Here is a 25,974-nt window from a genome sequence, read left to right on the forward strand (position 1 = left end):
GCCTCATGACCGCCGGATTGGCGTTTACCCGCGGGATTGCTGCCCCTCCGCATCGCTACGTCACACTCGCCCTTTTTGCCTTGGAGTCGAAGCCTGAAGCCTAGCGACCTTACAACAGCATAATGTCGACAGGCGCGATCTGGTATCAATAAAACTGCGGGAGATATAGATATTTCGTAAGGCCGCGCTGCATAACGAACTGAGTAACACTGCGCCGCCGCAGCTTCCACGCAAGCTGTGGTTCCGGGCGATATTGATCGCCACCCTATTCCATGTCGAGCCGAACACTGACCGGCGAGGCGATACGCTTGCGATAACCCTCCACATACGCCTGCCAGACCTGCGCTGTTGGAAACTCGCCAGACCAGCTGGCAGCTGCACCGAGGTAATAACGCAGCGGCTGCGCCGGCTTGGCCTTGACGAGGATCAACTCGTTGTCGGCGTCGGCCGCATACCCTTCGGCGCCCGGAAGGATGATGGCCGTGCCGAAATCTCCGGCGCTGCGCTGACGCACCCATTGCATCAGCGTGGCCGGCGCCCGATAGGTGGTGACCACGGGCTCCTGCTCAGCGTAGGCGGGCTTTTTGTTCAGGCCGAGCGCGACGCTGAGCGTCTGCTGGCCTGACGCGCTGAACGTGCTCTCGACCGTGTCGAAGTAGTGCCCCGCGTCGACAGTGAAGCGCTTCACTTCGGCGACTTGCACGCCGTCCGCATCCCAGCTGTCATAGGTCAGCTCGAACACCGCGCGAACAGGGCCGTTGGCGATGACGCGCCAGCCGGAGTAGTTGCGGCTGACAGCCAGGCGGCTGCCATTCCAGATGCCGGTGCCGCCCGCCCCGCGCGTGCGGCCGACGGCGTACATGTCCAGCCCCTCGCCCTCGTCCTTGTGATAGTGGTCGTGGCCCTTGTTGTACCAACGGTCAACGATGAGGTAGGTGGGTCGCTTGAACCAGATGTCGACGCCGCTGGTCACCAGGACCTCCTTGTCACTGCCCGGCAATGCCGGTGCGGCCAGGGCCTGGCCATAGGTGCGGTGGCCGATCTTGTCGTTCTCCCATGCGAAGTCGTCGAGGCGTTCCGGCACATAGCGGGCATAGGCCTTGACCGGGGATGGCGGCGCGACCGTCGCGGTCTTCTCGATGGTGAAGCGGGCGCTCCGCTCACCGGCCGCAAAGTCGTGCTGGAAGATCAGCTCGCCGTAGGCAAGGCCCTCGCCCTTGGGGTCGCGCGCCAGCGGGGCCACGTTGGTCACCTGGTAAGGCAGGACCCGCCCGCCGGCGTCGCGCACCGCGAGCTGTTGCAGCAGCACGCCAGGCAGGCGCCGGTTGACCTCGGACCAGGGGATGGTGATCGTCTCGGCCGGCCGCGCCGCATCGAGTTCGTGCCGGACCGTGACGAGCATGCGCTCAGCCGCAGCGGCGCTCAACGCGAGCTGCGCCAGCCAGGCGGCGAGGATCAGGCGCTTCATCAATAGCTCACTGGGTAATCCTTGGGGAAGCGATTGCCGCTGAATGCCTTCTTCTGGGTCCAGGCCTGCGCCGGCGCCGTCCAGTAGGAGTCGCTGGCGGGCAGGCCCAGGGCAAGCAGGCCGGCGGCGGCGATGTACATGCTGCCGTTGTTGGAGTACCAGTCACCCAGCTCGGGCTGGTGACCACGAAAGCCGATGGTCAGGAAGCCGTCCTTGCTGAAGTTGCCCGGGCCGTCCCAGATCGCAACATGCGCGGCGTGCAAGGCCGAACGCACCTGCCCTTCGGGCAGCGATGCGGGCAGCTGCTTGCGCCAGGCCAACAAAGCCAGCGGCTGGAACACCGCCGTGCGATAGGTGAGCGAGCGGCCGATGGGCGGGTAGTTGCCCTCAGGCCCGATGAACCGCTCCAGATGTTCGCAATAGCGCTGCGCGCGCTTGGTGGCCTGCGCCAGCAGGTCCTCCGGCTTGGCGTTCCAGAACGGCCCCTTCCGTGCCACCAGCACCTCGAGGATCTCGATGAGCATCGGGTACATGACATAGGACGAGTAGTAATCGAAGTGGAAGTCCTGACCGTCCTTGATCCAGCCGTCGCCGATGTACCACTCGTTGATCTTGCGGATCGCGCCGTTCATCCGCATCGGGTCTGACTCTTCGCCGATGGACAGCAGCCAGGCTTCGTTCATCGCCGCGAACAGCAGCCAGTTGATGTAGGGAACCTCGATGCGGCGCAGGCCTTTGATCTCGGCCACGATGCGCGCTTTCGTCGTCGCGTCCAACGGTTCCCACAACACCTTGGGCGCTCGCATCAGCGCGTTGGTGAAGTAGGCGGAATCCACCAGTGCCTGGCCGTGGCCCTTCCAGGTCAGGTAGTCGGGATTCTTGGGGTCGACCGAGTTGGCATAGCTTTGCAGCGCCTGCTGTTGCAAGCGGCCGCGCAGCCGGCCCTCGGCGCTGTCATCTGCCGGCAGCGCGAGCCAGGGCGCTATGCCCGACATCAGGCGGCCAAAACATTCGAGGTAGGCGACCGCAGGATCACGGCCATCCCAGGTCGGGCTCAGCTCGAGCGCGAAACGCTTCTTCAGCTGGCCCCGGGACATGGGCTCCAGCACCGGCTCCGCCATCTGACGCAGCAGATTGAGCAGGTAGGCGCGCTCCTGCCCCGGCGAGTTCGCCGCCGTGGCGCCAGCCGCCTGGCCTGCGACCAGCAAGCCCGCCGCGGACGGCACCAAGGACGCTGCGCGAATGAAATTGCGACGTTCCATCTTGTCTCCTTGTCGGCCGACTATTTTTCGAGCAGGCGGACCATCTCGGCCCCCGCGAGCAGGAAGGCGCCGACACCGAAATGCGCCGTCGAGTTCTGGTCCACCACCTGCCCCGGTATCGCGCGGTCACCGATGGGCTGGACGTAGCCCAGCTTGCCGTCTGCCTGCATCGCGACCGTCGTGAGGTAGTGCCAGCCGCGCTGTGCTGCGGGCAGATACCGGTCGCGCGGCAGCAGGCCATTGTTGATGCCCCACAACAGGCCATACGTGAAGAACGCGGTGCCGCTGGTCTCCGGGCCGGGCGCGTGGGCCGGGTCAATCAGGCTGCGCGTCCAGTAGCCCTCGGGCTGTTGCACCGGCAGCAGCGCAGCGGCCATGGCTTGAAGACGCTCGACGTACTCGGCTCGGTGAGGGTCGTCCTGCGGCAGCTCCGACAGGACCCTGGCCAGGGCGGCAAATGCCCAGCCGTTGCCACGCGCCCAGAAATCCATTTTCCCGTTGACGCTCTTGTGCTTGGGATAAACGTATCGGGCATCCCGGTAATAGAAATTCGCTTCCGGCGAAAACATGATGCTGTTGGTATGGCTGTAATACTCGTGCAGCTTGTCAAGATACTGGCGATTGCCGGTGATCTTGTACATCTTGGTCATGACCGGCATCACCATGTAAAGCCCGTCCACCCACCACCAATAATCCTTGTTGGCGGTGCTCATCTGATATTCCATCACCTCGCGGGCGCGGGCTATTCTGCGCGGGTCCTTGTCGAGCTGGTAGAGGTCGGCGTAGACCTGGAAGCAGATCTGCCAGTCGCCGAACAGCACATGCTCGTCGGTCTCCCCGTAGGTGTATTTCCAGTTGGCCTTGTCCCTGCCCTTCGCGCCCATCCACTGGTTGTGCTCGGCCCAGGCTTCGGAATAGCGCCGATAACGTTCATTGCCGGTCACCCGGTAGGCTTCGATGTTGCCCGTGTGATAAGCGGCGACGTTCCAGAACGGGGTCTCTTCGGCAGGCGTGCGGGCTTGCCAGTAGCCGTTGACCTTGTCTATCGCCGCCATGACCTCACTGCGGCTGGTTCCGGCGCCGGGCGACACGCCCGCGCATCCGCCTAACGCGAGGCTCAGCGTGAATAACAGGCAGGTCAGGTATTGTTTCAGTTTCATCGCTTGTATCGGTTGGACGTGATGGAGCCGGCCCACGTGCCGACACGGCCGGCAGGCGACCACCGCAAGCACCGTTCACATCAGTATGGTTACGTTAGCATATCGACCCGACACCGCCAAGATGTTTTTCCAGGCACTGGTGAAAACCTTGAGCGGATGACTCCGCGAGGTTTCCCTCGGTTGTCCGCGAGATGAATGTGGTATCGTTGCCACACCCCGGTATTCCATTTTCATGTCGACCTATGCGAAAGCCCAGCAGGCTCAGTGAAGTAGCCAAGATGGCAGGGGTCGCCCCGATCACGGCATCGCGCGCCATTCGCGGCGAAGGCTACGTGTCCGAAGAGGCGCGCGCGAGGATCATGGAGGCCGCGGCGAAGCTGAACTATTCGCCGAACATGGTCGCCCGCCGCATGCGCGGCGAGAAAAGCAAGCTCATCGGCATCTTCGTGAACAACTTCGGTTCGCTGATGGTTCACGAGTTCACCAAGGCCATCAACGACGCCGCTCGCGCCCGCGGCTACGACATCCTGTTGTTCAACGCCGAGCGCTTCGACGGCGCGGACCGCGCGGGCACCCGGGACATGCTGGCCAACCTGTGCGCCGGCCTGATCCTGCCCATGCCCAACGGCGAGGACGGCTACCTCGGCGAGCTGGAAAAGCACCACCTGCCCTGCGTCCTGCTCAACTTCGAGGCGCGAGCCGTGGAACTGCCGGTCGTGGTGGCCGAGAACGGCAAGGGCGCCCGCGCGGCGGTCGAGCACCTGTTGTCACTCGGTCATCGCCGCATCGCCTTCATCGCCGGCTCCCGATTCACCGGCCAGAGCGCTGCACGCCAGGCGGCCTATGTCGAGACACTGAACGAGGCCGGCATCGCCGTCGACACGTCGCTGATCGATGCCGGTCACTTCGTTCAAGCCGGGGGTTTTGCCGCCACCGAGAGGCTGCTTGCGCTGGCAGAACCGCCAACGGCCATCTTCGCCGCCAACGACGAGATGGCCTTCGGCGCCATCGACGCGGTGCGCAGCAAGGGCCTGCGCGTTCCGGAAGACATCTCGGTCGTGGGCTTCGACGACATCGTGACCTCCAGCTACATCCACCCGCCCCTGACCACGATGCGCCAGCCACTGGCCAAGCTCTGCGCCTGCGCGGTGGATGAGTTGCTCGCCGTCATCGATGGCCAGGGCGTGCAGGCCAAGAAGATCACCTTCCCGCTCGAACTCATCGTCCGCAAGTCCACCGGCCCGGTGAGGCAGTGAGGCCGTGCAGCTGACGATGCGGCGTGCGGGGGCGGTCGTCCCGCTGGGCACGGCGGCGCTGCTCGCGCTGCTGTGCTGGCTGCTGGTCGGCGACATCGGCATGGCCATGCGCGACCGGGCCGCCACTCCGACTGCGCTTGAACTCCTGCGCCGGCATGCGGCGTCTGACACGACGGTCTCGCTGCTGATGTCGACAGTGCCGGCCGTGTTGAGCCTGCTGGTGGTGCCGCTGGTCGGGTTTCATTCGGATCGGTGCCGCAGCCGCCTGGGCCGGCGCACACCCTTCCTGCTGGCGGCGGCGCCCATCGGCTGCCTCGGCGTGTGGGGCCTGGCATCGTCACCCATGCTGGCCGTCACGCTCGACGCCGCATTGGGCGACTGGTCACCCGGCTTGCTTACCTGTCGCCTGACCTTGTTCTGCGTGTTCTGGACCGTTTTCGACTGCGCCGCCATCAGCGCTCTTTCGCTGTTCAACGGCCTGGTCAACGACCTGGTGCCAGCCGGCCTGCTGGGCCGCTTCTTCGCCGTCTTCCGCATTGCCGGCCTGAGTGCCGGCATTGCCTATCACCACTGGATCTTCGCCCTCACCGATCAGTATCTGCACGAAATCCTGATCGGCGTGGGGCTGCTGTTCTGCCTGCCGATTCTGGGTATGGCGCTGATGGTGAAGGAGTCGCCGCTGGCTGCCGATGCCGCCCCGCCAGAGCGGCCCTTGCGACGCCTGCGGTTTCCGTTGGAGCACATGCTGGACTGCTTCCGCTACCGACCCTACGGCTGGGCGGTGGTGGCCTTCGTGCTGGCCAGCGTCACCTTCAGCCCGTTCAACACCTTCTATCTGCACTACGCCCATGCCACGGGCATTCTGAAAGCCACGCTCGGTACGCTGACCGCCGCCGGCTATGCGATCTCCATCCTCTCGGCCCTCGGCATCGGCTGGCTGGCCGACCGCTTCGGCGCAACGAGGGTCTCGGCGTTCATCCTGGCGATGTACTGCGTCATTTCGGCAGTCGGCTTCGCGGGCGTGGAGGACGAGGCCAGCTTCCGCGCCTTCTACATCGCCCACGTTGTGATCTCGGGCGCCTGGTTCACGGCCTCGGCCTCCATGCCCATGGCCTTGTTCCCGCGCGCCAGCTTCGTCCAGTTCAATTCGACCAAGGACCTGTTTGTGGTCTTCGGGACCATCCTGGTCAGCGGCATCCAGGGGCCGATGCTCGACCTGTCCGGGCATGACTACCGCTTCACGTTGCTGGCCGGAGCGGTCTTCTCGCTGCTTTGCCTGGTCTGCCTGGCGCGCCTGCAGACTGGCCAACTGGCTCAGTGCGTGGCGAGCCGCTGATGCGCGAGGCGCGCCCGCACCGCGCCCAGAAACGACAAACCCGGCGTGGACAGCGTCCAGGCCGGGTCTGAAGATCGGATTGGTGGGCGGTGCAGGTTTCGAACCTGCGACCCCCACAGTGTGAATGTGGTGCTCTACCCCTGAGCTAACCGCCCAATCCTGAAAACTGTTTTGCGTCCATCGCCACCGCAACTCGAAGAGTCGTGGTGGGCGGTGCAGGTTTCGAACCTGCGACCCCCACAGTGTGAATGTGGTGCTCTACCCCTGAGCTAACCGCCCTGAACGCCCGAGCCAAAAGCCACTCGAGTTCCGCGAAGCCCGCGATTATGCCACGGCTTGAGCAGGCTCAAGCTTGCGCCACTGGCAGGCGCCACCGGCGGCCTTGTCGAGATCGACCATCAGCTTGGCGTGGGCCGCAATCTCGGCCGCGTCGGCGCGCAGCACCGGCAGTTCGAAGCGGCTCAGGTCCACGGCCTCGACGGTCGCATGGGCGTCGCCCCCGGCCGAGTCGCCGTGGTCGTCCATCAGCAGCGCATCCTGGCCGCGCGTCAGGCGGATGTAGACGTCGGCGAGCAGTTCGGCGTCCAGCAGCGCGCCGTGCAGCACACGCTTGGTGTTGTCCACCTCCAGGCGGCGGCACAGCGCATCCAGCGAGTTGGCCTTGCCGGGGAAGAGATCGCGCGCCATCAGCAGCGTGTCGCGCACGCCGCCGACGTGGTCGGTCAGCACGCCACGGCGCAGGCGCTTCAGCTCGGCGTTGATGAAGCCGATGTCGAAGGGCGCGTTGTGGATGACCAGCTCGGCGCCGGCCACGAAGGCCAGCAACCGATCGACGATCTCGGCGAACTTGGGCTTGTCTGACAGGAACTGCTCGGTCAGCCCGTGTACCCGCAACGCATCCTCGTGGCTCGCGCGCTCCGGGTTGATGTAGAGGTGCAGGTTGTTGCCCGTCAACTGACGGTCCACCATCTCCACGCAGCCGACCTCGATGATGCGGTCGCCCTTGTCGGCGTCCAGGCCGGTGGTTTCGGTGTCGAAGAAGATCTGTCTCATGTCAGTGAACGCCCGGCCGTCCGAAGCCACTGACGCACCCCCTCGGGGGGCAGCGAGCAAAGCGAGCGTGGGGGCTTCATTTATGCGGGTCTTTGATTGCGCTTCGTAGCCCACACGAAGATGGCGAGGCCGGCCAGGATCATCGGCAGGCTGAGCCACTGCCCCTGGCTCCAGTTGAGCGCGCGCAAGCCGAGGAAGTCATCGGGCTGGCGGAAGTACTCAGCGGCAAATCGAAATACGCCGTAGCCCATCATGAAGACGCCGGAGATCTGCCCGGTCGCACGCGGCTTGCGGGCGTAGAACCAGAGCACGATGAAAAGCAGCAGGCCTTCGCCGGCCGCCTGGTAGAGCTGCGAGGGGTGACGCGCGATGCCGCCGTCATTGGCCTGCGGAAAGACCATGGCCCAGGGCAGATCGGCCGGCGCGGGGCGGCCCCACAGCTCACCGTTGATGAAGTTGCCCAGACGCACGGCCATGATGCCCAACGGCACGCAGGGAGCGATCAGGTCCGACACCTCGAAGAAGCTGCGGCCGCGCCGGCGGCCGAACAGCCACAAGGCAAACAAGACGCCCAGCAGCCCGCCGTGGAAGGCCATGCCGCCCTTCCAGACGGCGAAGACCTCGGTCAGGTTGTGCAGGTAATAGTCGGGCTTGTAGAAGAAGCAATAGCCGAGGCGCCCGCCGAGCACGACGCCAAGCACGCCGTAGAAGAGCACGTCGTCAACGTCCGGCTTCGTCCAGCCCACGGCCGCGTGCTGCGGCATGCGCGCACGCTTGCCTGCCAGCCACAGGAAGAGGCCAAAGGCGATCAGATAGGTGATGCCGTACCAGTGCACGGCCACGGGGCCGAGCTGGAGGGCGATGGGGTCGAACTGGGGGTGAACCAGCATGAGGCGCAGGCGGAAGGAAGGCGGCCGGCATCATAGCCAGCCGCTTTCTCGTCCTCATCAGGCCAGCTCGGCCAGCCGCTTCTTGGCGTCCTCGACGATGCGCGGGCTGGAGCGCTTGTTCTGCACGACGCGCTCCAGCGCCAGCTTGGCGCCGGCTTTGTCGCCCTTGGCCTGAAAGGCCTGTCCAGCGCGGTAGTCGAGCGGGTATCGATCGGCGCCATCGAGCGTGCGGCAGCGGTCCAGCAGGCGCAGGGCCTCGTCTGGCTGCTGAGTTTCGAGCGCAACGCGGGCGAGGCCATAGTGGCCGGCGGCATGCTGAGGGTGCTCTCGCTGCACGGTCTCGAACACGGTCCTGGCCTTCGCAAACGTCTTCTGCTCGAGGAGCTCGGCACCCAGGCGCATCCAGCTGTTGCGCAACTCGCGCTGCACCGTACGGTCGTCGCCGGGCTTGACGCTGGCCAGCTCCTTCTCGGCACCGCTCCAGTCCTTGTCCTGCGCAGCGGCCAGGAAGCGGATCAGCTTGGCCTGCTCCGGCTGGCGGGCTTGCACCTCGGTGGCCAGCTCGCGGGCTTTGGCCTCGCTGCCGCCGACGAAGCCCGGCGCGATCAGATAGAACTGGGCCAGCGCGCTGCGCGCCTCGAAGAGCTGCGGGTCCTGCTCGACGGCCTTGACGAAGTGCTCCTTGGTTTTTCCTGCCAGACCCGCCATCTTGAAGACCCCGGCTGTCATGGCCTGCTGGCCGTAGACGCGGCCGAGGGCGTAGGTGCAAGCGGCTTGCTGACGCTTCTCGGCGCAGGCCTGCAGCGCCGGCAGGCTGGCCTTCAAGCGTGCGGCATCGTTGTCGTCGACAGCGGCCAGGGCCAGTGCGATGGCCGCTTGGTCATCGTCGGGCTGCGCCTTGGCACGGGCCTGGGCGGCGCGGGTCAGGTCGGCCGTCTTGCCGTTGTCGAGCCACGCCTGCCACTGCGGGTCCTTCAGCAGGTCGGCATTGGCAGCGCCCGCCAGCAAGGCCAGCGCAAAGGGAAGAAGGCAGCGTTTCATCGTAGAGCTCCTGGGGTCGTCGGCTCAACGCGGCAGAAGCTTGCGCGGAAGTCCGGGTTTGCACCGTGTGACTTCATACATGGCTACGAACGTGCTCGACGAAGCGTGAGACGACAGGCGGCGCATCGACACGCCAGATCAGGCTGGTCTCAACCTCGGGCGCGCCGGCCATGCTGCGGTAGACAACGCCCGCGCGCTGCAGGCCCTGGAGACTGGCCGGCACCCAGGCCACGCCGATGGCGGCGGAGACAAGGTTGATGATGGTCTGCATCTGGATGGCCTCCTGGGCCACGCCCGCGCCGCCGTGGTGAGCGAGGATGGCATCAAAAAGCGACGGAGCAACTTCCCGCGGGAAGATGACCAGCGGCGCCGCGCGGCACTCGGCGTCGCTGGGCGTGTGGTCGCTGCTGGGCAGGGCCAGCACGAGGGGCTCGATGCCAATCGACAGGCGTTCAAAGCCGTCCGGGGCGCTGCCGGGCGTGTGGATGACGAAGCCCGCGTCGATAGCGCCGGTGGCAAAGTCGTGGAGCTGCACGTCCAGCGTCGCCTCGCGTAGGGCCAGCGCCACCTGCGGGCAGGCCTCGCGGAAGGAGCGCAGCCACTGCGGCAGGCCGCCAAAGCCCACGGTGGACACGAAGGCCAGGCGCAGCCGGCCAGCCAGGCCGTTGGCGACCGCCCTCACCTCCACCGGCAGCGCGGCGGCATCGAGCAGCAGCTTCTGCGCCGACACCTGCAGCGCTGCACCCGCTGCCGTCAACCGCACGCTGCGGCTGCTGCGCTCGAAGAGCTGCACGCCAAGCGCGCTCTCCAGCTTGCGCACGGCCTGCGTCAGCGGCGGCTGGCTCATGTGCAGCGCTTGAGCGGCACGGCCAAAATGCAACAGCTCGGCCACGGCGAGGAATTGCTGGAGGGGGCGTAGCTCGATCATCGATTCATCGTGCGTATTGATTCGGTACGAACAATATATTTGATAAGCGAGAAACGGCGCGCCACACTGGCGGCCTTCCGAGGAGACCTCCATGAGCTTCAACCGCCGCAGCAAGAACATCACCGAAGGCGTTGCCCGCGCCCCCAACCGCTCCATGTACTACGGCATGGGCTACCAGGAGACCGACTTCGGCAAGCCCATGATCGGCATTGCCAACGGCCACTCGACGATCACGCCCTGCAACTCGGGCCTGCAAAAGCTGGCCGACGCCGCCGTCATCGGCCTGAAGGCCGCCGGCGCGAATGCCCAGCTGTTCGGCACGCCGACCATCTCGGACGGCATGGCCATGGGCACCGAGGGCATGAAGTACAGCCTGGTGTCGCGCGAGGTGATCTCCGACTGCGTCGAGACCTGTGTGGGCGGCCAGTGGCTGGACGGCGTGATGGTCATCGGCGGCTGCGACAAGAACATGCCCGGCGGCATGATGGGCATGCTGCGCGCCAACGTGCCGGCCATCTACATCTACGGCGGCACCATCAAGCCCGGCCACTACAAGGGCCAGGACCTGAACATCGTCAGCGTCTTTGAAGCCGTGGGCCAGTTCAGCGCCGGCAAGATGAGCGAGGAAGACTTCTGCCAGATCGAGAAGCGCGCCATCCCGGGCAGCGGCTCCTGCGGCGGCATGTACACGGCCAACACCATGAGCTCGGCCTTCGAGGCGCTGGGCATGAGCCTGCCCTACTCGTCGAGCATGTCCAACGTCGAGGACGAAGTCGTCGAGAACACGAAGAAGGCGGCCGTCTACCTCGTCGAGGCCGTCAAGGCCGACCTGAAGCCGCGCGACATCGTCACCAAGAAGGCGATCGAGAACGCCGTCGCCGTCATCATGGCCACGGGCGGCTCGACCAATGCGGTGCTGCACTTCCTGGCCATCGCCCACGCGGCCGAGGTGGACTGGACCATCGACGACTTCGAGCGCATGCGCAAGAAGATCCCGGTGCTGTGCAACCTCAAGCCCAGCGGCAAGTACCTGGCCGTGGACCTGCACAAGGCCGGCGGCGTGCCCGCCGTCATGAAGGAACTGCTGACCGCCGGCCTGCTGCACGGCGACTGCATCACCATCACCGGCAAGACGGTCGCCGAGAACCTGGCCGACGTGCCGGCGCTGAGTGCCGAGCAGGACGTCATCCAGCCGGTTGCCGACCCGATCTATGCCGAAGGCCACCTGGCCATCCTGCGCGGCAACCTGAGCCCGGAAGGCTGTGTCGCCAAGATCACCGGCCTGAAGACGCCGGTGATGACCGGCCCCGCGCGCGTGTTCGACGACGAGCAGTCGGCGCTGGCCGCCATCATGGCCAACAAGATCGTCGCCGGAGACGTCATGGTGCTGCGCTACCTGGGCCCCAAGGGCGGCCCCGGCATGCCGGAGATGCTGGCCCCCACCGGCGCGCTGATCGGCCAGGGCCTGGGCGAAAGCGTCGGCCTGATCACCGACGGCCGCTTTTCGGGAGGCACCTGGGGCATGGTCGTCGGCCACGTGGCGCCAGAAGCCTACGAGGGCGGCGTCATTGCGCTGGTGCACGAGGGCGACTCCATCACCATCGATGCGCACCAGCTGGTGCTGAGCCTCAACGTCGACGACGCCGAGCTGGCGAAGCGCCGCGAGACCTGGGTCAAGCCGACGCCGCGTTACACGCGAGGTGTGCTGGCGAAGTTTGCGAAGAATGCGTCCAGCGCGAGCTCGGGCGCTGTACTTGACCTGTTTGAGTAGAACGGGAACAAGGGAAAGCGCGCTCAGCGTTTTTTCTTGGCTCCGGGCTTGAATTGCCCCAGCCCTTCCATCAACTGCTCGCGCCGGGCGGCCTTCTTGGCGTCCAGCGCGTCCATCGCCTTCTTCTGGGTCAGCCCGGTGTCGTCGGCGAACTTCCACCAGGCGATCGCCAGCACAAAGGGCGACAGCACGATCGCCCAGGCCCAGAAGTCGTCCTGGTGGAACTGCACCCAGCCGCCCAAGCGCAGCACGAGCAGCAACACGCCAATCAACACGAATGCCATGGGGTCAACTCCTTCAGGTATCTTTGCGTTCACTGTAGTCCAACGCTCCGAAAGGTTTCCATGAAAGCCCTGCTCCTCGGCCTCGCCCTCATCGCCCCCGCCGCCGCCTTCGCCAACCAGGAACTCGCGCAGAAGAAGAACTGCATGGCCTGCCATGCGATCGACAAGAAACTCGTCGGCCCGTCCTACAAGGACGTGGCCGCTAAATACGCCAAGGACAAGGACGCCTACAAGAAGCTGGCCGAGAAGATCCAGAAGGGCGGTTCCGGCGTCTGGGGCGCCATGGTCATGCCGCCCAATGCAGTGACGCCGGCCGAGGCCGAGACGCTGGCCAAGTGGGTGCTGACGGTCAAGTGACCGCGGTTCCTGAGTGACGAACAGGCCCTGCGGGGCCTGTTTTCTTGTGGGGTTGAGCCGAAGAGACGGCATGTCACCAGCGATTCATGGCCGCTGCCAAGAATCGCGAGCGCGCAGGCCGTTCTGCGCCTCCTCATCGGCCCCTCATGAACAAGACCCGTCTTCCGAAACGCGCCGCCTTCGCGGCGACCCTCACCGCGCTGTTCTCCGTCAGCAGCGTTCAGGCCGCCTCCGCCACGCTGGAAGGCTGGGCGCTGATGCCGGCCAACACCTTTGCCGAGGGCCCGACCTCCGGCCAGTTCGCGACCGGCGCCGGAGGCAACCCGCTGCCCCTGCTGGACAAGCAGCCGGTGCAGGGCTTCTCGGCCGTGCTGGCTGGCCCGAAGGCCGGCAGCTACTACTTCATGCCCGACAACGGCTTCGGCGCCAAGGAGAACTCTGGTGACGCGCTGCTGCGCATCTACGCCGTGACGCCCGACTTCAAGACCGCCGCCGGCGGCACCGGCACCGTCTCGGCCGCCAACTACCAAACCGGCGCCGCAGTCGGCGGCTTCACGGCCGCCAGCAGCATCACGCTGTCCGACCCGAACAACCTGCTGTCCATCAAGGTCCAGGCCGACTACAGCCGCTACTACAACAGCGCCGCCAACCCGCTCGTCGATGCCCGCATCCGCAACGGCCGCCTGCTGACCGGCGCCGACCTGGACATCGAGTCGGTGCGCAAGGACAAGAACGGCAACCTGTGGTTCGGCGACGAGTTCGGCCCCTACCTGGTCAAGACCAACGCCAAGGGCGAAGTGCAGCGCCGCGAGATCGGCATGGTGGGCGTGGCTTCGCCGCAGAACGAGGCCGTCGTGAACGGCACCATCGGTGCCACGCTGGGCCGCTCCAGCGGCTTTGAAGGCATGGCCATCAACCCCAACGGCGACCGCCTCTACACGCTGCTGGAAGGCACCGTCACCGGCGACGCGACCAAGACGCTGCGCATCAACGCCTTCGACGTCAACACTGAGGCCTACACCGGCGATCAGTGGAAGTACAAGCTCGACGTGCTGGGCACCAACATCGGCGACATGACCGCCATCAACGACCACGAGTTCCTCATCATCGAGCGCAACGGCGCCACCGCCACCAGCGGCTCGCCGTTCAAGAAGATCTTCAAGATCGACCTGAACAATGTCGACAGCAGCGGCAACGTCATCAAGACCGAAGTGGTCAACCTGATGGACATCGCCGACCCGCACGACCTGAACGGCGACGGCAGCGCCGCCTTCACCTTCCCGTTCACGACCATCGAAAGCGTGCTCATCCTCGATGCGCACACGCTGCTGGTGGCCAACGACAACAACTACCCAGGCACCGGCGGCCGCAACCTGGGCTCGGACAACACCGAGTTCCTGAAGATCCATCTGGACCAGGCGCTCAACGTGTCGGCCGTGCCGGAGCCGAGCAGCTATGCGCTGATGCTGGGCGGCATGGGCCTGGTGGGCTTGATCGCCCGCCGTCGTCAGCGCGGCTGATTCGCTTCGGCCAAAACAAAGGCCGCCCCGTGGGGCGGCCTTTTTTGCTGGGCGATACCGATCAGTAAGCCTGCCCCAACTGCTCCAGAATCGCCGGATTTTCCAGGGTGGAGGTGTCTTGCGTCACCGTCTCCCCCTTGGCCACCGACCTCAGCAGCCGCCGCATGATCTTGCCCGAGCGCGTCTTCGGCAGGTTGTCGCCAAAGCGGATGTCCTTGGGCTTGGCGATGGGGCCGATCTCCTTGGCCACGTGGTCGCGCAGCTGCTTGGCGATGGCCTTGGCTTCGTCGCCGGTCGGGCGGGCGCGCTTGAGCACGACGAAGGCGCAGATGGCCTCGCCAGTCGTGTCGTCCGGGCGGCCCACCACGGCGGCCTCAGCGACCAGCTCGGTGCAGCTGACCAGTGCCGACTCGATCTCCATCGTGCCCATGCGGTGGCCCGATACGTTCAGCACGTCGTCGATGCGGCCGGTGATCGTGAAGTAGCCCGTTTCCGCGTCGCGGATGGCGCCGTCGCCGGCCAGGTAGTAGCCCTTGAGCTCCGGCGGGTAGTAGCTCTTCTTGAAGCGCTCGGGGTCGCCGTAGATCGTGCGAATCATGCTCGGCCAGGGCTTCTTGATGACCAGGATGCCGCCCTGCCCGTTGGGCACGTCGTTGCCGGTCTCGTCGACGATGGCCGCCGTGATGCCCGGGAAGGGCAGCGTGCAGGAGCCCGGCACCAGCGTCGTCGCGCCCGGCAGCGGCGTGATCACGTGGCCACCGGTCTCCGTCTGCCAGAAGGTGTCGACGATGGGGCAGCGCTTGCCGCCGACATGCTCGTGGTACCACTCCCAGGCGGCCGGATTGATGGGCTCGCCCACCGAGCCCAGCAGGCGCAGGCTGCTCAGGTCCGAGCGCGCCGGGTGCACGGCGGCGTTGCTTTCGGCCGCCTTGATCAGCGAACGGATTGCTGTGGGCGCCGTGTAGAAGATCGTGACCTTGTGCTTTTCGATCATCTGCCAGAAGCGGCCGGCGTCCGGGTAGGTGGGCACGCCCTCGAAGACGATCTCGGTGCCGCCCAGGGCCAGCGGGCCGTAGGTGATGTAGGTGTGGCCGGTGACCCAGCCGATGTCGGCCGTGCACCAGAAGATGTCGTCGTCCTTCAGGTCGAAGGTCCATTTGGTCGTGAGTGCCGCATGCAGCAAGTAGCCGCCGGTGCTGTGCTGCACGCCCTTGGGCTTGCCGGTGGAGCCCGACGTGTAGAGGAGGAACAGCGGATGCTCGGCCTCGACCCACTCGGGCGCGCAGGTCGTGGACTCGGCGGCCGTCAGTTCGTGCAGCCAGGAATCGCGCCCCTCGACCCAGCCGATCTTGCCGCCGGTGCGCTTGTAGACGATGACGTCCTTGAGCGTCGGGCAGGAGCCGCCGTCCAGTGCCTCGTCGACGATGGCCTTCAGCGGCAGCGCCTTGCCGCCCCGCGCCTGCTCGTCGGCGCAGAGGATGGCCACGGCGCCGGCGTCCTGCACGCGGTCGCGCAGGCTCTGCGCGGAGAAACCGCCAAACACGACCGAGTGCGTCGCACCGATGCGCGCGCAGGCCTGCATCGCGACCACGCCTTCGACCGACATCGGCATGTAGATGACGACGCGGTCGCCCTTCTTGATGCCGCGGCTCTTGAGCGCGTTGGCGAGCTGGCTGACCTTGTCGAGCAGCTCGGCGTAGGTGACGTTGGTGACCTTGCCGTCGTCGGCTTCGAAGATCAGCGCCGTCTTGCCACCCTTGCCGGCTTCGACATGGCGGTCCAGGCAGTTGTAGGAGGCATTGAGCTTGCCGTCCTCGAACCACTTGAAGAACGGCGCATCGCTGTCGTTCAGCGTCTTGGTGAACGGCGTCTGCCAGCTCAGCAGCTCGCGGGCCTGGCGGGCCCAGAAGCCGGCGTAGTCGGCCTCGGCCTCCGCCACCAGTTCGGCATAGCCGGCTTCGCCTTTGACATGGGCGTTGGCGACCCACTCGGGTGTGGGCGCATAGGTGTTCAGCGTGCTCATGGCATGTCTCCTGATGATTCTTGGCGCGGACTGTGCTTCGGGCGTCTGACGATGCCCTGACGATGTGGCGTCATGCACGCCACCTAGAATTTCCCCTGATTCTGCTAGCTTCCCATCCATGTCCAACGATCCCCAGCTTCGCCCCCTGCCCCGCCTTATCTTTGCGAGCCGCTGGCTGCAGCTGCCGCTCTACCTCGGCCTGATCCTGGCGCAGGCGGTTTATGTCTTCCAGTTCTGGACCGAACTGGTGCACCTCATCGAGGCGGCGTTCGGAGACCAGCACGCCCTGGAAATTCTGGTCAAGAGCATTGGCTACAAAAGCGCCGCCATCAAGGATGCGGCTGATCACGTCATCGGCTACGAGCCTATCGCCAGTCTCAACGAGACCATCCTGATGCTGGTGGTGCTCGGCCTGATCGACGTGGTCATGATCTCCAACCTGCTGATCATGGTCATCGTCGGCGGCTATGAGACCTTCGTATCGCGGATGGACCTGGACGGCCACCCCGACCAGCCCGAATGGCTGAGCCATGTGAACGCGTCGGTGCTGAAGGTGAAGCTGGCCACGGCCATCATCGGCATCAGCTCCATTCACCTGCTGAAGACCTTCATCAACGCGGACAACTACGCCGAGAAGACGCTGATGTACCAGACCATCATCCACGTCGCCTTCCTGCTGTCGGCCATGGCGATTGCGTACACGGACAAGCTGCTGGCCTCGGCCGACCACGGCAAGCACTAGGACAGCGGCGCCGTCAGCGCCCCACCATCTGCCCGGGAACGACCCACGCATCGAACTGCTCGGCCGTCACATGGCCGAGCGCGAGAGCGGCCTCGCGCAGGCTGCTGCCGTCCTTGTGCGCCTTCTTGGCGATCTGCGCGGCCTTGTCGTAGCCGATGTGGGTGTTCAGCGCCGTCACCAGCATCAGTGAGCGTGACACCAGCTCAGCGATGCGCGCCTCATTGGGCGTGATGCCCACGGCGCAATGCCGGTCGAAACTCGCCATGCCGTCCGCCAGCAGCCGCACGCTCTGCAGGAAGTTGTGGATCACCATCGGACGGAACACGTTCAGCTCGAAGTTGCCCGACGCGCCGCCGATGTTGATGGCCACGTCGTTGCCCATCACCTGAGCGGCCAGCATCGTCACCGCCTCGCTCTGTGTCGGGTTGACTTTGCCCGGCATGATTGAAGACCCCGGCTCGTTCTCCGGGATGCTGATCTCGCCGATCCCGCTGCGCGGGCCGCTGGACAGCCAGCGCACGTCGTTGGCGATCTTGTTCATGCTGGCGGCCAGCGTCTTCAACGCGCCGTGAGCGTGGACGAGGGCATCGCAGGAGGCCATGGCCTCGAACTTGTTCGGCGCAGTGACGAAGGGCTGCCCCGTCAACCGCGCCAGTTCGGCGGCGACCTGTTCCGCATAGCCCTTGGGCGCGTTCAGCCCGGTGCCCACCGCCGTGCCGCCCAGTGCCAGCTCGTAGAGATGCGGCAGCGCCGCCAGCACATGGCGCTCGCCGTGCGCCAGCTGCGCGACCCAGCCCGAGATCTCCTGCCCCAGCGTCAGCGGCGTCGCGTCCTGAAGGTGGGTGCGGCCTATCTTGACGATGTCGCCATACGCCTCGGCCTTCTGCTGCAAGGTCGTGCGCAAGGCCCGCAGCGGCGGCAGCAGGCGCTCCGTCAGCGCCTGCACGGCGGCCACATGCATGGCGGTCGGGAAGACGTCGTTGCTGCTCTGGCTGCGGTTCACGTCGTCGTTGGGGTGCACCAGGCGCCCCTCGCCGCGCTCGCCGCCCAGCAGCTCGCTGGCGCGGTTGGCCAGCACTTCGTTGACGTTCATGTTGGTCTGCGTGCCCGAGCCCGTCTGCCAGACGACCAGCGGGAACTCGTCCACGTGCAGGCCGCCGATGACCTCGTCGGCCGCCACCACGATGGCCTCGGTCTTCTTCGCATCCTGCAGGCCGAGCGCGTGGTTGACGACCGCCGAGGCGCGCTTCACCTTGGCCAGCGCGCGGATCAGCTCGGGCGCCTGGCGCTCGCCGGAGATATCGAAGTTCTGCAGCGAACGCTGCGTCTGCGCGCCCCAGAGCTTGTCTGCCGGCACCGCGATGGGGCCGAAGGTGTCGCGTTCGATGCGGGTACTGCTCATGACGGTTCTCACGAAGGCCGGGTTGGCTTTCAGCATAGCCAGCATGAGAACCCTTCCCGTCTGTGCGGCCACCGATAATTCGCGCCGCCCGAACCTCGCCACGCTTCGCCAAATGACCACCATCCGCCAGCAAGACCTCGTCGACAGCGTCGCTGCCGCCCTGCAGTACATCAGCTACTACCACCCGGCCGACTACATCGCCCACCTGGCCCGCGCCTACGAGGGCGAGGCCTCGCCCGCCGCCAAGGACGCCATCGCGCAGATCCTGACCAACAGCCGCATGTGCGCCGAGGGTCGCCGGCCGATCTGCCAGGACACCGGCATCGTCAACGTCTTCCTGAAGATCGGCATGGACGTGCGCTGGGAAGGCTTCAGCGGCAGCATCGAGGACGCCATCAACCAAGGCGTGCGCCAGGGTTATCTCAACCCCGACAACAAGCTGCGCGCCAGCGTGCTGGACGACCCCATCTTTGCGCGCAAGAACACCAAGGACAACACGCCCGCCGTCGTGCAGATGGAAGTGGTGCCTGGCAACACGGTCGACGTCATCGTCGCGGCCAAGGGCGGTGGCTCGGAGAACAAGAGCAAGGTCTACATGCTCAACCCGAGCGATGACATCGTCGACTGGGTGCTGAAGACCGTTCCGACCATGGGCGCCGGCTGGTGCCCGCCCGGCATGCTGGGCATCGGCGTCGGCGGCACGGCCGAGAAGGCGGCCCTGCTGGCCAAGCAGGCGCTGATGGAAGACATCGACATGTACGAGCTGCTTCAGCGTGGCCCGCAGAACAAGCTCGAAGAGATGCGTATCGAGCTGTACGAGAAGGTCAACGCCTTGGGCATTGGCGCGCAGGGCCTGGGCGGCCTGACAACCGTGCTGGACGTGAAGATCAAGACCTTCCCGACCCACGCCGCCAGCAAGCCCATCGCGATGATCCCCAACTGCGCGGCCACCCGCCATGCGCACTTCGTGCTGGACGGCAGCGGCCCCACCTACCTGGAGCCGCCCAGCCTGGACCTGTGGCCCGACGTGCAGTGGGCGCCGGACTACAACAAGAGCCGTCGCGTCGACCTGAACGCGCTGACACCGGCCGAGGTGGCCACCTGGAAGGCCGGCGAAACGCTGCTGCTGAACGGCAAGATGCTGACCGGCCGCGACGCCGCCCACAAGCGCATCCAGGACATGCTGGCAAAAGGTGAACCGCTGCCGGTGGACTTCACCAACCGCGCCATCTACTACGTCGGCCCGGTGGACCCGGTGCGCGACGAAGTCGTCGGCCCGGCCGGCCCCACCACCGCCACGCGCATGGACAAGTTCACCGACATGATGCTGGCCAAGACAGGCCTCATCGCCATGGTCGGCAAGGCCGAACGCGGGCCCGTCGCCATCGAGTCCATCAAGCAGCACAAGAGCGCCTACCTGATGGCGGTGGGCGGCTCGGCCTACCTTGTCAGCAAGGCGATCAAGGGCGCCAAGGTCGTCGGCTTCGAGGACCTTGGCATGGAAGCCATCTACGAGTTCGACGTGGTGGACATGCCCGTGACGGTAGCTGTCGACGCCAGCGGCACCAGCGCGCACATCACCGGTCCTGCCGAGTGGAAGCAGCGCATCGCGTCCGGCAAGGCCATCAGCATCCCCTTCGCGACCGCCTGAGCCTCGCACAATCGGGTGGTCATCACGACCACCCGACATGATCCAAGTTCGCCCCCTTCAGCCCACCGACCTCGCTGCCTGGCAGCCGCTCTGGGACGGCTACAACGCCTTCTACGGCCGCGCCGGCGAGACGGCTCTGCCGGCCGCCATCACCGACACGACCTGGGCGCGCTTCTTCGACGCCTACGAGCCACTTCACGCGCTCGTCGCGGTCGATGCCGACGGCCGGTTGCTGGGCCTCGTGCACTACCTCTTCCACCGCAGCACGACGCGCATCGAGCCGACCTGCTACCTGCAGGACCTGTTCACGACACCCGAATCGCGAGGCCGCGGCGTGGGCCGCGCGCTGATCGAGGCCGTCTACGCGGCCGTGCGCCAGGCCGGCGGCCGGCGCGTCTACTGGCAGACGCACGCGACCAACGCCACCGCACGCGCGCTGTACGACAAGCTGGCACGCAACGACGGCTTCCTGATCTACGGTCACGACCTCGCCTGACTCCGGCACGCGAAAGACCGGCGGTAAGCTGGCGCGCTTCGGAGGATTCCACTTGCGCCCGTTTGCCGCCATCGCCGCCCTGCTCTCATCCATCGCGCTGTCGCCTCAGGCCATCGCGCAGACGCCGGCCACCGCCTGCACGCTGGCAGCGGTGACCGGCGAGACGCGCGAGCTTGCACTGGGCGACCGCACGCGCACCTACCGGCTCTTCGTGCCGCCCGCCGTCGCAGGCCGCACCCACTTGCCATTGGTGCTGGACCTGCACGGCTCGGGCGGCAATGCGGCGGGTCAGGCCAAGACCAGCGGGCTGGAAGCACTGGCGGCGCGCGAAGGCTTTGCGGTCGCCTCGCTGCAGGCCGAGGACGCGCGCTGGAACGTGCCGGTCACGAACGGCCGCGCGGACGACGTGCAGTACGTGGCCAATGTCATCGACCACGTCGCCGCCCGCACCTGCATCGACCCGGCGCGCGTCCATGCCACCGGCTTCTCCGGCGGCGGTCGCATGTCGTCGCTGCTGGGATGTCGGCTCAATCACCGCATCGCGTCGATCGCACCGGTCGGCGGGCTGCGCTGGACGGGTCCGTGCCCCGGCCGCGCGGTGCCGGTCCTCACCGTGCACGGCCTGGCCGACACGACCAACCCGTACGAAGGCCACGGCGACCGCGGCGCCGAATGGGTTGAGAGCGTGCCGGAGGCCCTGGCCGGCTGGGCGTCGCACAACCGCTGCCAGCCCAAGCTGGTGCAGGAAGACATGCCCGGGCCGGCGCACGCCGTTCGCTACACGGGCTGCGCCAGCGGCGCCGACGTGCGGCTGCTGCGTATCGACGGCATGGGCCACGTCTGGCCCCGCGCCGAGATCGACGCGACCGCTGCGATCTGGCAGTTCTTCAAAACCCATCCGCTCCAGTAGGACATCCCATGCCCAACATCCGCGCCTACGCCTCCCACACCGCCGGCGGCCCCCTGCAGCCCTTCGACTTCGACCCCGGCCCGCTGGGCGAGGAAGACGTCGAGATCACCGTCGAGCACTGCGGCGTCTGCCATTCGGACCTGGCGATGATCGACAGCGAGTGGTTCCCCGCCAGCTACCCGGTCGTGCCCGGCCACGAAGTCGTCGGCCGCATCACGGCCCTGGGCGCGCACGCCAAGGGCCGGCAACTCGGCCAGCGTGTCGGCGTCGGCTGGCACGCGGGCAGCTGCACGCACTGCAACTTCTGTATCGGCGGCGAGCAGCACCTGTGCGGCAAGCGCCAGCCGACGCTGATCGGCCGCCACGGCGGCTTTGCAGACCGGTTGCGTTCGCACTGGAGCTGGGCCATCCCGCTGCCCGACACGCTCGACCCGGCCGCCGCCGGTCCGTTGATGTGTGGCGGCGGAACGGTCTTCCTGCCCTTCGTGCTGCATGCCATCAAGCCGACCGACCGCGTCGGCGTCGTCGGCATCGGTGGCCTGGGCCACCTGGCCGTCAAGTTCGCGCGCGCCTGGGGCTGCGAGGTGACGGCCTTCACGTCGTCGCCGTCCAAGCGTGACGAGGCGCTGGCGCTCGGCGCGCACAAGACGCTGTCCAGCGTCGACAAGGCCGAGCTGAAGGCCGCAGCCGGCAGCCTGGATTTCCTGCTCATCACCGTCGGCGCCGCGCTGAACTGGGACGCGCTCATCGCCACGCTGGCGCCCAAGGGCCGCATGCATCTGGTGGGCGTCGTCACCGACGCGCTGAGCATCAGGAGCGGCGGCCTGTTGAGCTGGCAGAAGGGCCTGTCCGCCTCGCCCACGCCACCGCCTTCGGTGCTGGCGACGATGCTCGACTTCTCCGCCCGCCATCAGATCCTGCCGCAGGTCGAGCGCTTCCCGATGAGCCGCGTCAACGACGCGCTCGATCACCTGCGCAGCGGCAAGGCGCGCTACAGAGTCGTGCTGGACGCCGACTTCGCCTGACGCTGCACCTGCTGCGGATAGGGAATGTCCACGCCCAGCTGCTTGAGCGTGTGGAGCACCGCCAGGTTGACGTCCGAGCGAACACCGCCGCTGCCGTTCTCGGGGTCCATGATCCAGAAGTGCAGGGTCAGCTCCAGGCCGCTGTCAGCAAAGCGGGTCAGCTGCACGGACGGACCCGGGTCGCTCAGCACGCGCGGCACCTTGCCGACGGCTTCGGTCAGCGCCTGCATGACGCTGTCGACATCGCAGTCGTAGTCCACCTGCACCACGGTCGACAGCAGCACACGCGGGTCGGCGAGTGACGAGTTCTCCACGCGCTGCGTGATGAGGATCTCGTTGGGCACGATGGCTTCCTTGCCGCCCAGCGACCGGATCACCGTGTAGCGCGTCTTGATGTCGGTCACGCGGCCCTCGAAGCCGTCGACCTTGACCATGTCGCCGATGCGCAAGCTCCGTTCAGCCAGGATGACGAAGCCGCTCACATAGTTGGCCGCCAGCTTCTGCAGGCCGAAGCCGATACCAACGCCCAGGGCGCCGCCCAGCACGCCCAGCGCGGTCAAGTCGATGCCGGCGGCCGACAACGCGAACAGCAGGCCGACGAACAGCAGCAGCGCACGGATGGAGTTGGCGGCGATCTTGCGCATGGACAGGTCCATCGACTCGCGCAGCAGCAACCGCGACTCGATGGCCGCCGAGACCCACAGCGCCATCACCAGCACCAGCGCCGCCGTCAGCCCGCCTTCGATGATGTTGCGCAGCGTCAGCTTGACGGCGCCGAACTTCCAGCCGATGCCGTCCAGTTCGTCCAGGATGATGGGCAACAGGCCGGTGATCCACAGTACCGCGCCAATCCACACCAGCCAGGAGCCGATGCGCTCGACCGCGCGTATCGGCGCCGAGTTGGGCCAGGCGGCCCTGAGCACGCGCGCAATGACGCGGATCACTGCCAGCGACACCAGTACCGGCAAGGCCAGCTTGAACAGCGCCGGCGCCAGGCCCCACAGGGGCAGCAGGCGGCGCGCGCCGAAGGCCAGGGCCAGCGCCAGCAGCGGAAACAGCGCGCCGTCGATGACGCGCTCGCCGAACAGCACGCTGTTTTCGCGCTTGGTCACGGCACGCGACAGCGCCCAGCTCAGCAGGCCGGCGACCGCCAGGCAGCTCAGCAGCAGCGCCCACTCGGCCAGGGCGTCGGTGCTGAACACACGGGACAGCAAGGCCTGCAGTTCGGTCAGGCTCAGAGGTTGATGCATTGAATTCATCTAGTCAGTTGGGGACGAAGCTACTCGCTTCGCTCGGGCGGTCTGTCCCACAAGGTTTTCTGGTCAGTTGGGGACAGAGCTACTCGCTTCGCTCGGGCGGTCTGTCCCGGAAGGTTTTCTGGTCAGTTGGGGACAGAGCTACTCGCTTTGCTCGGGCGGTCTGTCCCGCAAGGTTTTCTAGTCAGTTGGGGACAGAGCTACTCGCTTCGCTCGGGCGGTCTGTCCCGCAAGGTTTACAGATCCGCCAGCGCCCGCAGATGCACGCCCACGCTGCGCGCCAGCGCATTGAGGTTGTAGCCACCCTCCAGCACCGACACGATGCGACCTTGCGAATGGCGTTCGGCCACGTCCTTGAGCTTGAGGGTCAGCCACTCGTAGTCGGCCTCCACCAGGCCGAGCTGGCCGAGGTCGTCGTCGCGGTGGGCGTCGAAGCCGGCGGAGATGAAGACCATCTGCGGCTTGAAGCGTTCCAGCGCGGGCAGCCACATGGCCTCAACGATCTCGCGCACCTCGGGCCCGCGCGTGTAGGCGGGCAGCGGCACATTGACCATGTTGGTGCCCTTGGGCACAGCGCCGCTGTAGGGGTAGAGCGGGTGCTGGAACAGGCTGACCATCAGCACGCGGTCGTCGCCGGCAATGATGTCCTCGGTGCCGTTGCCGTGGTGGACGTCGAAGTCGACGATGGCCACGCGCGCCAGCCCGCGCACATCCAGCGCATGCCGCGCCGCGATGGCCACGTTGTTGAAAAAGCAGAAACCCATGCTCTGGTCGCGCGTGGCGTGGTGGCCGGGCGGGCGCACGGAGCAGAAGGCGTTGTCGGCGCGGCCGTCGATGACGAGGTCGGTGGCCTGCACGGCGGCACCGGCACCGGCCAGCACGGCGGCCCAGGTGTGGGCGTTGGCCGAGGTGTCCGGGTCCACCGCGCAGCGCTGGCCCTTTTCGGCGCAGTCGCGCAGCAGCCTGCCGATCTCCGCGACATAACCGTGGGTGTGAGCGCGCTCCACCGCCGCGAGGTCAACAGGCTGCGCATCGAAGTGCTCCAGCGCCGGGGCCACGCCAGAGGCAATCAGCCAGTCGTCGATGGCGGCCAGGCGCTCGGGGCATTCGGGGTGGCCTTCGCCCATGTCATGGCGGCGGCATTCGGGAGGATTGAAATACGCGGTGGGCATGTCAGGGCCGGCTGTCTCTTGATATGGTCTGCTTCATGACGACGCCATCACGAACGCTGGCAGGGCAACTGCAAGCCCTGCAAAACCAGATTAGCACGGTCATCAAGGGCAAGCCGGCCCAGATCGCCGACTCGCTGGCCTGCCTGATCGCCGGTGGCCACCTGCTCATCGAGGACCTGCCCGGCGTCGGCAAGACGACGCTGGCCCATGCACTCGCCATCTCGCTCGGCCTGAAGTTCTCGCGCCTGCAGTTCACCGCCGACCTGCTGCCCAGCGACCTGCTCGGCGTGAGCGTCTACGAGCGCGAGAAGAACGGTTTCGCCTTCCACCCCGGCCCGGTGTTCGCCCAGGTGCTGCTGGCCGACGAGATCAACCGCGCCGGCCCCAAGACGCAGAGCGCGCTGCTGGAGGCCATGGAGGAGCACCAGGTCAGCATCGAGGGCATCAGCCACCCGTTGCCCGAGCCCTTCTTCGTCATCGCGACCCAGAACCCCAGCGAGCAGCTCGGCACCTTCCCGCTGCCGGAGTCGCAGCTGGACCGCTTCTTGATGTGCATCTCGCTGGGCTACCCCGACGCCGCCGCCGAGCGCGAGCTGCTGACCGGCCAGGACAGCCGTGAGCAGCTGCGCGTGCTGAAGGCCGTCATGACGCCGCCCGATCTGATCGAAGCTCAGGCGGCCGTGAAAGCCATCCACGCCGCGCCGCCGCTGCTGGACTATCTGCAGGCGCTGATCGCCGCGACGCGCTCGGGCCAGTGGTTTGTGGAAGGCCTGTCACCACGCGCCGGCCTGGCCGTGCTGCGCGCCTCCCGGGCGCGGGCGCTGCTTCAGGGGCGCGACTACGTGTCGCCGGACGACATCCAGGCCATCCTGCCGCAGACGATTGCGCATCGGCTGCAGCCGCGGGCGGGTGCCGGGCGGGGTGCGCGGGAGCAGGTGCGGGCGATGGTTGAGGCGATTGCGCTGCCATGA

The 25,974-nt window shown here is 66.6% G+C and carries 22 protein-coding genes, 2 tRNA genes and 2 pseudogenes; 12 read left to right on the forward strand and 14 right to left on the reverse strand.

The features are described from left to right. Window positions 1–265: 265 nt before the first annotated feature. From AC0IZJ_RS03590 to AC0IZJ_RS03600, 3 genes are read right to left on the reverse strand one after another with little or no spacing between them, the layout of a single operon-like run. Complete coding sequence (locus AC0IZJ_RS03590; RefSeq protein ID WP_471846722.1) at window positions 266–1,468, reverse strand: DUF4861 family protein; 1,203 nt, start codon at window positions 1,466–1,468, stop codon at window positions 266–268. Continuing rightward, the gene (locus AC0IZJ_RS03595; protein WP_471846724.1) at window positions 1,468–2,730 is read right to left on the reverse strand and encodes a DUF2264 domain-containing protein; all 1,263 of its coding nucleotides are present in this window, start codon (window positions 2,728–2,730) and stop codon (window positions 1,468–1,470) included. Before AC0IZJ_RS03595 ends, AC0IZJ_RS03590 begins: the two co-directional genes overlap by 1 nt. Before the next feature lie 20 nt (window positions 2,731–2,750). Further along, window positions 2,751–3,890: a glycoside hydrolase family 88/105 protein gene (locus tag AC0IZJ_RS03600; RefSeq protein ID WP_471846726.1), complete on the reverse strand. Its 1,140-nt coding sequence runs from the start codon at window positions 3,888–3,890 to the stop codon at window positions 2,751–2,753. Between the two features lie 242 nt (window positions 3,891–4,132). Between AC0IZJ_RS03600 and AC0IZJ_RS03605 the strand changes: the two genes are divergently transcribed. Beyond that, window positions 4,133–5,146 carry a LacI family DNA-binding transcriptional regulator gene (locus AC0IZJ_RS03605; RefSeq protein ID WP_471846728.1) on the forward strand — a complete coding sequence of 338 codons (1,014 nt, stop codon included), beginning with the start codon at window positions 4,133–4,135 and terminating at the stop codon, window positions 5,144–5,146. A 4-nt stretch (window positions 5,147–5,150) separates the two neighbouring features. After that, the gene (locus tag AC0IZJ_RS03610; protein WP_471846730.1) at window positions 5,151–6,482 is read left to right on the forward strand and encodes an MFS transporter; all 1,332 of its coding nucleotides are present in this window, start codon (window positions 5,151–5,153) and stop codon (window positions 6,480–6,482) included. 80 nt (window positions 6,483–6,562) lie between these two features. Here the strand turns inward: AC0IZJ_RS03610 and AC0IZJ_RS03615 are convergent. The 6 genes from AC0IZJ_RS03615 to AC0IZJ_RS03640 form a co-directional block, all read right to left on the reverse strand. Continuing rightward, a tRNA-Val gene (locus AC0IZJ_RS03615) sits at window positions 6,563–6,637 on the reverse strand. Window positions 6,638–6,686: 49 nt separating this feature from the next. Then, window positions 6,687–6,761, reverse strand: a tRNA-Val gene (locus tag AC0IZJ_RS03620). A 45-nt stretch (window positions 6,762–6,806) separates the two neighbouring features. Continuing rightward, window positions 6,807–7,535 (reverse strand): DNA polymerase III subunit epsilon, encoded by a 729-nt coding sequence (dnaQ, locus tag AC0IZJ_RS03625; RefSeq protein WP_471846732.1) that lies wholly within the window; start codon window positions 7,533–7,535, stop codon window positions 6,807–6,809. Between the two features lie 80 nt (window positions 7,536–7,615). Continuing rightward, complete coding sequence (gene lgt / locus AC0IZJ_RS03630; RefSeq protein ID WP_471846734.1) at window positions 7,616–8,425, reverse strand: prolipoprotein diacylglyceryl transferase; 810 nt, start codon at window positions 8,423–8,425, stop codon at window positions 7,616–7,618. A 57-nt stretch (window positions 8,426–8,482) separates the two neighbouring features. Continuing rightward, window positions 8,483–9,466, reverse strand: coding sequence for a tetratricopeptide repeat protein (locus AC0IZJ_RS03635; RefSeq protein ID WP_471846736.1), 984 nt, complete (start codon window positions 9,464–9,466; stop codon window positions 8,483–8,485). Between the two features lie 73 nt (window positions 9,467–9,539). Beyond that, complete coding sequence (locus AC0IZJ_RS03640) at window positions 9,540–10,394, reverse strand: LysR family transcriptional regulator (protein WP_471846738.1); 855 nt, start codon at window positions 10,392–10,394, stop codon at window positions 9,540–9,542. Between the two features lie 91 nt (window positions 10,395–10,485). Between AC0IZJ_RS03640 and ilvD the strand changes: the two genes are divergently transcribed. Beyond that, window positions 10,486–12,165, forward strand: coding sequence for a dihydroxy-acid dehydratase (gene ilvD / locus AC0IZJ_RS03645; protein WP_471846740.1), 1,680 nt, complete (start codon window positions 10,486–10,488; stop codon window positions 12,163–12,165). A gap of 23 nt (window positions 12,166–12,188) precedes the next feature. Here the strand turns inward: ilvD and AC0IZJ_RS03650 are convergent, their stop codons facing one another. Next, on the reverse strand, window positions 12,189–12,449 hold the full coding sequence (locus AC0IZJ_RS03650; protein ID WP_471846742.1) for a TIGR04438 family Trp-rich protein: 261 nt from the start codon (window positions 12,447–12,449) through the stop codon (window positions 12,189–12,191). A 60-nt stretch (window positions 12,450–12,509) separates the two neighbouring features. Here AC0IZJ_RS03650 and AC0IZJ_RS03655 point away from each other — a divergent pair, with 60 nt between their 5' ends. The 3 genes and pseudogenes from AC0IZJ_RS03655 to AC0IZJ_RS03665 all read left to right on the forward strand — a co-directional run. Then, window positions 12,510–12,806, forward strand: a complete 297-nt coding sequence (locus AC0IZJ_RS03655) for a c-type cytochrome (protein WP_471846744.1) — start codon at window positions 12,510–12,512, stop codon at window positions 12,804–12,806. A gap of 257 nt (window positions 12,807–13,063) precedes the next feature. Continuing rightward, window positions 13,064–14,146 (forward strand): annotated as a pseudogene (locus AC0IZJ_RS03660) (esterase-like activity of phytase family protein); the annotation flags it as partial. An 81-nt stretch (window positions 14,147–14,227) separates the two neighbouring features. Continuing rightward, a pseudogene (locus AC0IZJ_RS03665) lies at window positions 14,228–14,326 on the forward strand (PEPxxWA-CTERM sorting domain-containing protein); the annotation flags it as partial. Between the two features lie 61 nt (window positions 14,327–14,387). Here the strand turns inward: AC0IZJ_RS03665 and acs are convergent. After that, window positions 14,388–16,349: an acetate--CoA ligase gene (acs, locus tag AC0IZJ_RS03670; RefSeq protein WP_471846746.1), complete on the reverse strand. Its 1,962-nt coding sequence runs from the start codon at window positions 16,347–16,349 to the stop codon at window positions 14,388–14,390. 118 nt (window positions 16,350–16,467) lie between these two features. Between acs and AC0IZJ_RS03675 the strand changes: the two genes are divergently transcribed. Then, window positions 16,468–17,091 (forward strand): TIGR00645 family protein, encoded by a 624-nt coding sequence (locus AC0IZJ_RS03675; RefSeq protein WP_471846748.1) that lies wholly within the window; start codon window positions 16,468–16,470, stop codon window positions 17,089–17,091. Window positions 17,092–17,104: 13 nt separating this feature from the next. Here the strand turns inward: AC0IZJ_RS03675 and fumC are convergent, their stop codons facing one another. Beyond that, complete coding sequence (fumC, locus tag AC0IZJ_RS03680) at window positions 17,105–18,493, reverse strand: class II fumarate hydratase (protein WP_471846750.1); 1,389 nt, start codon at window positions 18,491–18,493, stop codon at window positions 17,105–17,107. Window positions 18,494–18,605: 112 nt separating this feature from the next. On the opposite strand from fumC, the gene AC0IZJ_RS03685 reads away from it, so the two are divergent. From AC0IZJ_RS03685 to ahr, 4 genes are read left to right on the forward strand one after another with little or no spacing between them, the layout of a single operon-like run. Next, a complete protein-coding gene (locus AC0IZJ_RS03685; RefSeq protein WP_471846752.1) occupies window positions 18,606–20,144 on the forward strand; it encodes a fumarate hydratase in 1,539 nt (512 codons plus the stop codon). A 37-nt stretch (window positions 20,145–20,181) separates the two neighbouring features. After that, complete coding sequence (locus AC0IZJ_RS03690; protein WP_471846754.1) at window positions 20,182–20,640, forward strand: GNAT family N-acetyltransferase; 459 nt, start codon at window positions 20,182–20,184, stop codon at window positions 20,638–20,640. 52 nt (window positions 20,641–20,692) lie between these two features. Next, a complete protein-coding gene (locus tag AC0IZJ_RS03695) occupies window positions 20,693–21,550 on the forward strand; it encodes a CE1 family esterase (RefSeq protein ID WP_471846756.1) in 858 nt (285 codons plus the stop codon). An 8-nt stretch (window positions 21,551–21,558) separates the two neighbouring features. Then, on the forward strand, window positions 21,559–22,575 hold the full coding sequence (ahr, locus tag AC0IZJ_RS03700; protein ID WP_471846758.1) for an NADPH-dependent aldehyde reductase Ahr: 1,017 nt from the start codon (window positions 21,559–21,561) through the stop codon (window positions 22,573–22,575). Here the strand turns inward: ahr and AC0IZJ_RS03705 are convergent. Next, window positions 22,542–23,825: a mechanosensitive ion channel family protein gene (locus AC0IZJ_RS03705; RefSeq protein WP_471846760.1), complete on the reverse strand. Its 1,284-nt coding sequence runs from the start codon at window positions 23,823–23,825 to the stop codon at window positions 22,542–22,544. The genes ahr and AC0IZJ_RS03705 overlap by 34 nt on opposite strands. Window positions 23,826–24,067: 242 nt before the next feature. Next, window positions 24,068–25,003 carry a histone deacetylase family protein gene (locus tag AC0IZJ_RS03710; protein WP_471846762.1) on the reverse strand — a complete coding sequence of 312 codons (936 nt, stop codon included), beginning with the start codon at window positions 25,001–25,003 and terminating at the stop codon, window positions 24,068–24,070. Between the two features lie 35 nt (window positions 25,004–25,038). Between AC0IZJ_RS03710 and AC0IZJ_RS03715 the strand changes: the two genes are divergently transcribed. Beyond that, window positions 25,039–25,974: an AAA family ATPase gene (locus AC0IZJ_RS03715; protein WP_471846764.1), complete on the forward strand. Its 936-nt coding sequence runs from the start codon at window positions 25,039–25,041 to the stop codon at window positions 25,972–25,974.

The organism is Roseateles sp. AC306 (assembly GCF_979253795.1).

Excerpts from the sequence above, each read along its gene's own strand:
- AC0IZJ_RS03590 (WP_471846722.1), bottom strand. The coding sequence starts at position 1,468 with ATGAAGCGCCTGATCCTCGCCGCCTGGCTGGCGCAGCTCGCGTTGAGC.
- AC0IZJ_RS03595 (WP_471846724.1), bottom strand. The coding sequence starts at position 2,730 with ATGGAACGTCGCAATTTCATTCGCGCAGCGTCCTTGGTGCCGTCCGCG.
- AC0IZJ_RS03600 (WP_471846726.1), bottom strand. The coding sequence starts at position 3,890 with ATGAAACTGAAACAATACCTGACCTGCCTGTTATTCACGCTGAGCCTC.
- AC0IZJ_RS03605 (WP_471846728.1), top strand. The coding sequence starts at position 4,133 with ATGCGAAAGCCCAGCAGGCTCAGTGAAGTAGCCAAGATGGCAGGGGTC.
- dnaQ (WP_471846732.1), bottom strand. The coding sequence starts at position 7,535 with ATGAGACAGATCTTCTTCGACACCGAAACCACCGGCCTGGACGCCGAC.
- lgt (WP_471846734.1), bottom strand. The coding sequence starts at position 8,425 with ATGCTGGTTCACCCCCAGTTCGACCCCATCGCCCTCCAGCTCGGCCCC.
- AC0IZJ_RS03635 (WP_471846736.1), bottom strand. The coding sequence starts at position 9,466 with ATGAAACGCTGCCTTCTTCCCTTTGCGCTGGCCTTGCTGGCGGGCGCT.
- AC0IZJ_RS03640 (WP_471846738.1), bottom strand. The coding sequence starts at position 10,394 with ATGATCGAGCTACGCCCCCTCCAGCAATTCCTCGCCGTGGCCGAGCTG.
- ilvD (WP_471846740.1), top strand. The coding sequence starts at position 10,486 with ATGAGCTTCAACCGCCGCAGCAAGAACATCACCGAAGGCGTTGCCCGC.
- AC0IZJ_RS03650 (WP_471846742.1), bottom strand. The coding sequence starts at position 12,449 with ATGGCATTCGTGTTGATTGGCGTGTTGCTGCTCGTGCTGCGCTTGGGC.
- AC0IZJ_RS03655 (WP_471846744.1), top strand. The coding sequence starts at position 12,510 with ATGAAAGCCCTGCTCCTCGGCCTCGCCCTCATCGCCCCCGCCGCCGCC.
- acs (WP_471846746.1), bottom strand. The coding sequence starts at position 16,349 with ATGAGCACGCTGAACACCTATGCGCCCACACCCGAGTGGGTCGCCAAC.
- AC0IZJ_RS03675 (WP_471846748.1), top strand. The coding sequence starts at position 16,468 with ATGTCCAACGATCCCCAGCTTCGCCCCCTGCCCCGCCTTATCTTTGCG.
- fumC (WP_471846750.1), bottom strand. The coding sequence starts at position 18,493 with ATGAGCAGTACCCGCATCGAACGCGACACCTTCGGCCCCATCGCGGTG.
- AC0IZJ_RS03685 (WP_471846752.1), top strand. The coding sequence starts at position 18,606 with ATGACCACCATCCGCCAGCAAGACCTCGTCGACAGCGTCGCTGCCGCC.
- AC0IZJ_RS03690 (WP_471846754.1), top strand. The coding sequence starts at position 20,182 with ATGATCCAAGTTCGCCCCCTTCAGCCCACCGACCTCGCTGCCTGGCAG.
- ahr (WP_471846758.1), top strand. The coding sequence starts at position 21,559 with ATGCCCAACATCCGCGCCTACGCCTCCCACACCGCCGGCGGCCCCCTG.
- AC0IZJ_RS03705 (WP_471846760.1), bottom strand. The coding sequence starts at position 23,825 with ATGCATCAACCTCTGAGCCTGACCGAACTGCAGGCCTTGCTGTCCCGT.
- AC0IZJ_RS03710 (WP_471846762.1), bottom strand. The coding sequence starts at position 25,003 with ATGCCCACCGCGTATTTCAATCCTCCCGAATGCCGCCGCCATGACATG.
- AC0IZJ_RS03715 (WP_471846764.1), top strand. The coding sequence starts at position 25,039 with ATGACGACGCCATCACGAACGCTGGCAGGGCAACTGCAAGCCCTGCAA.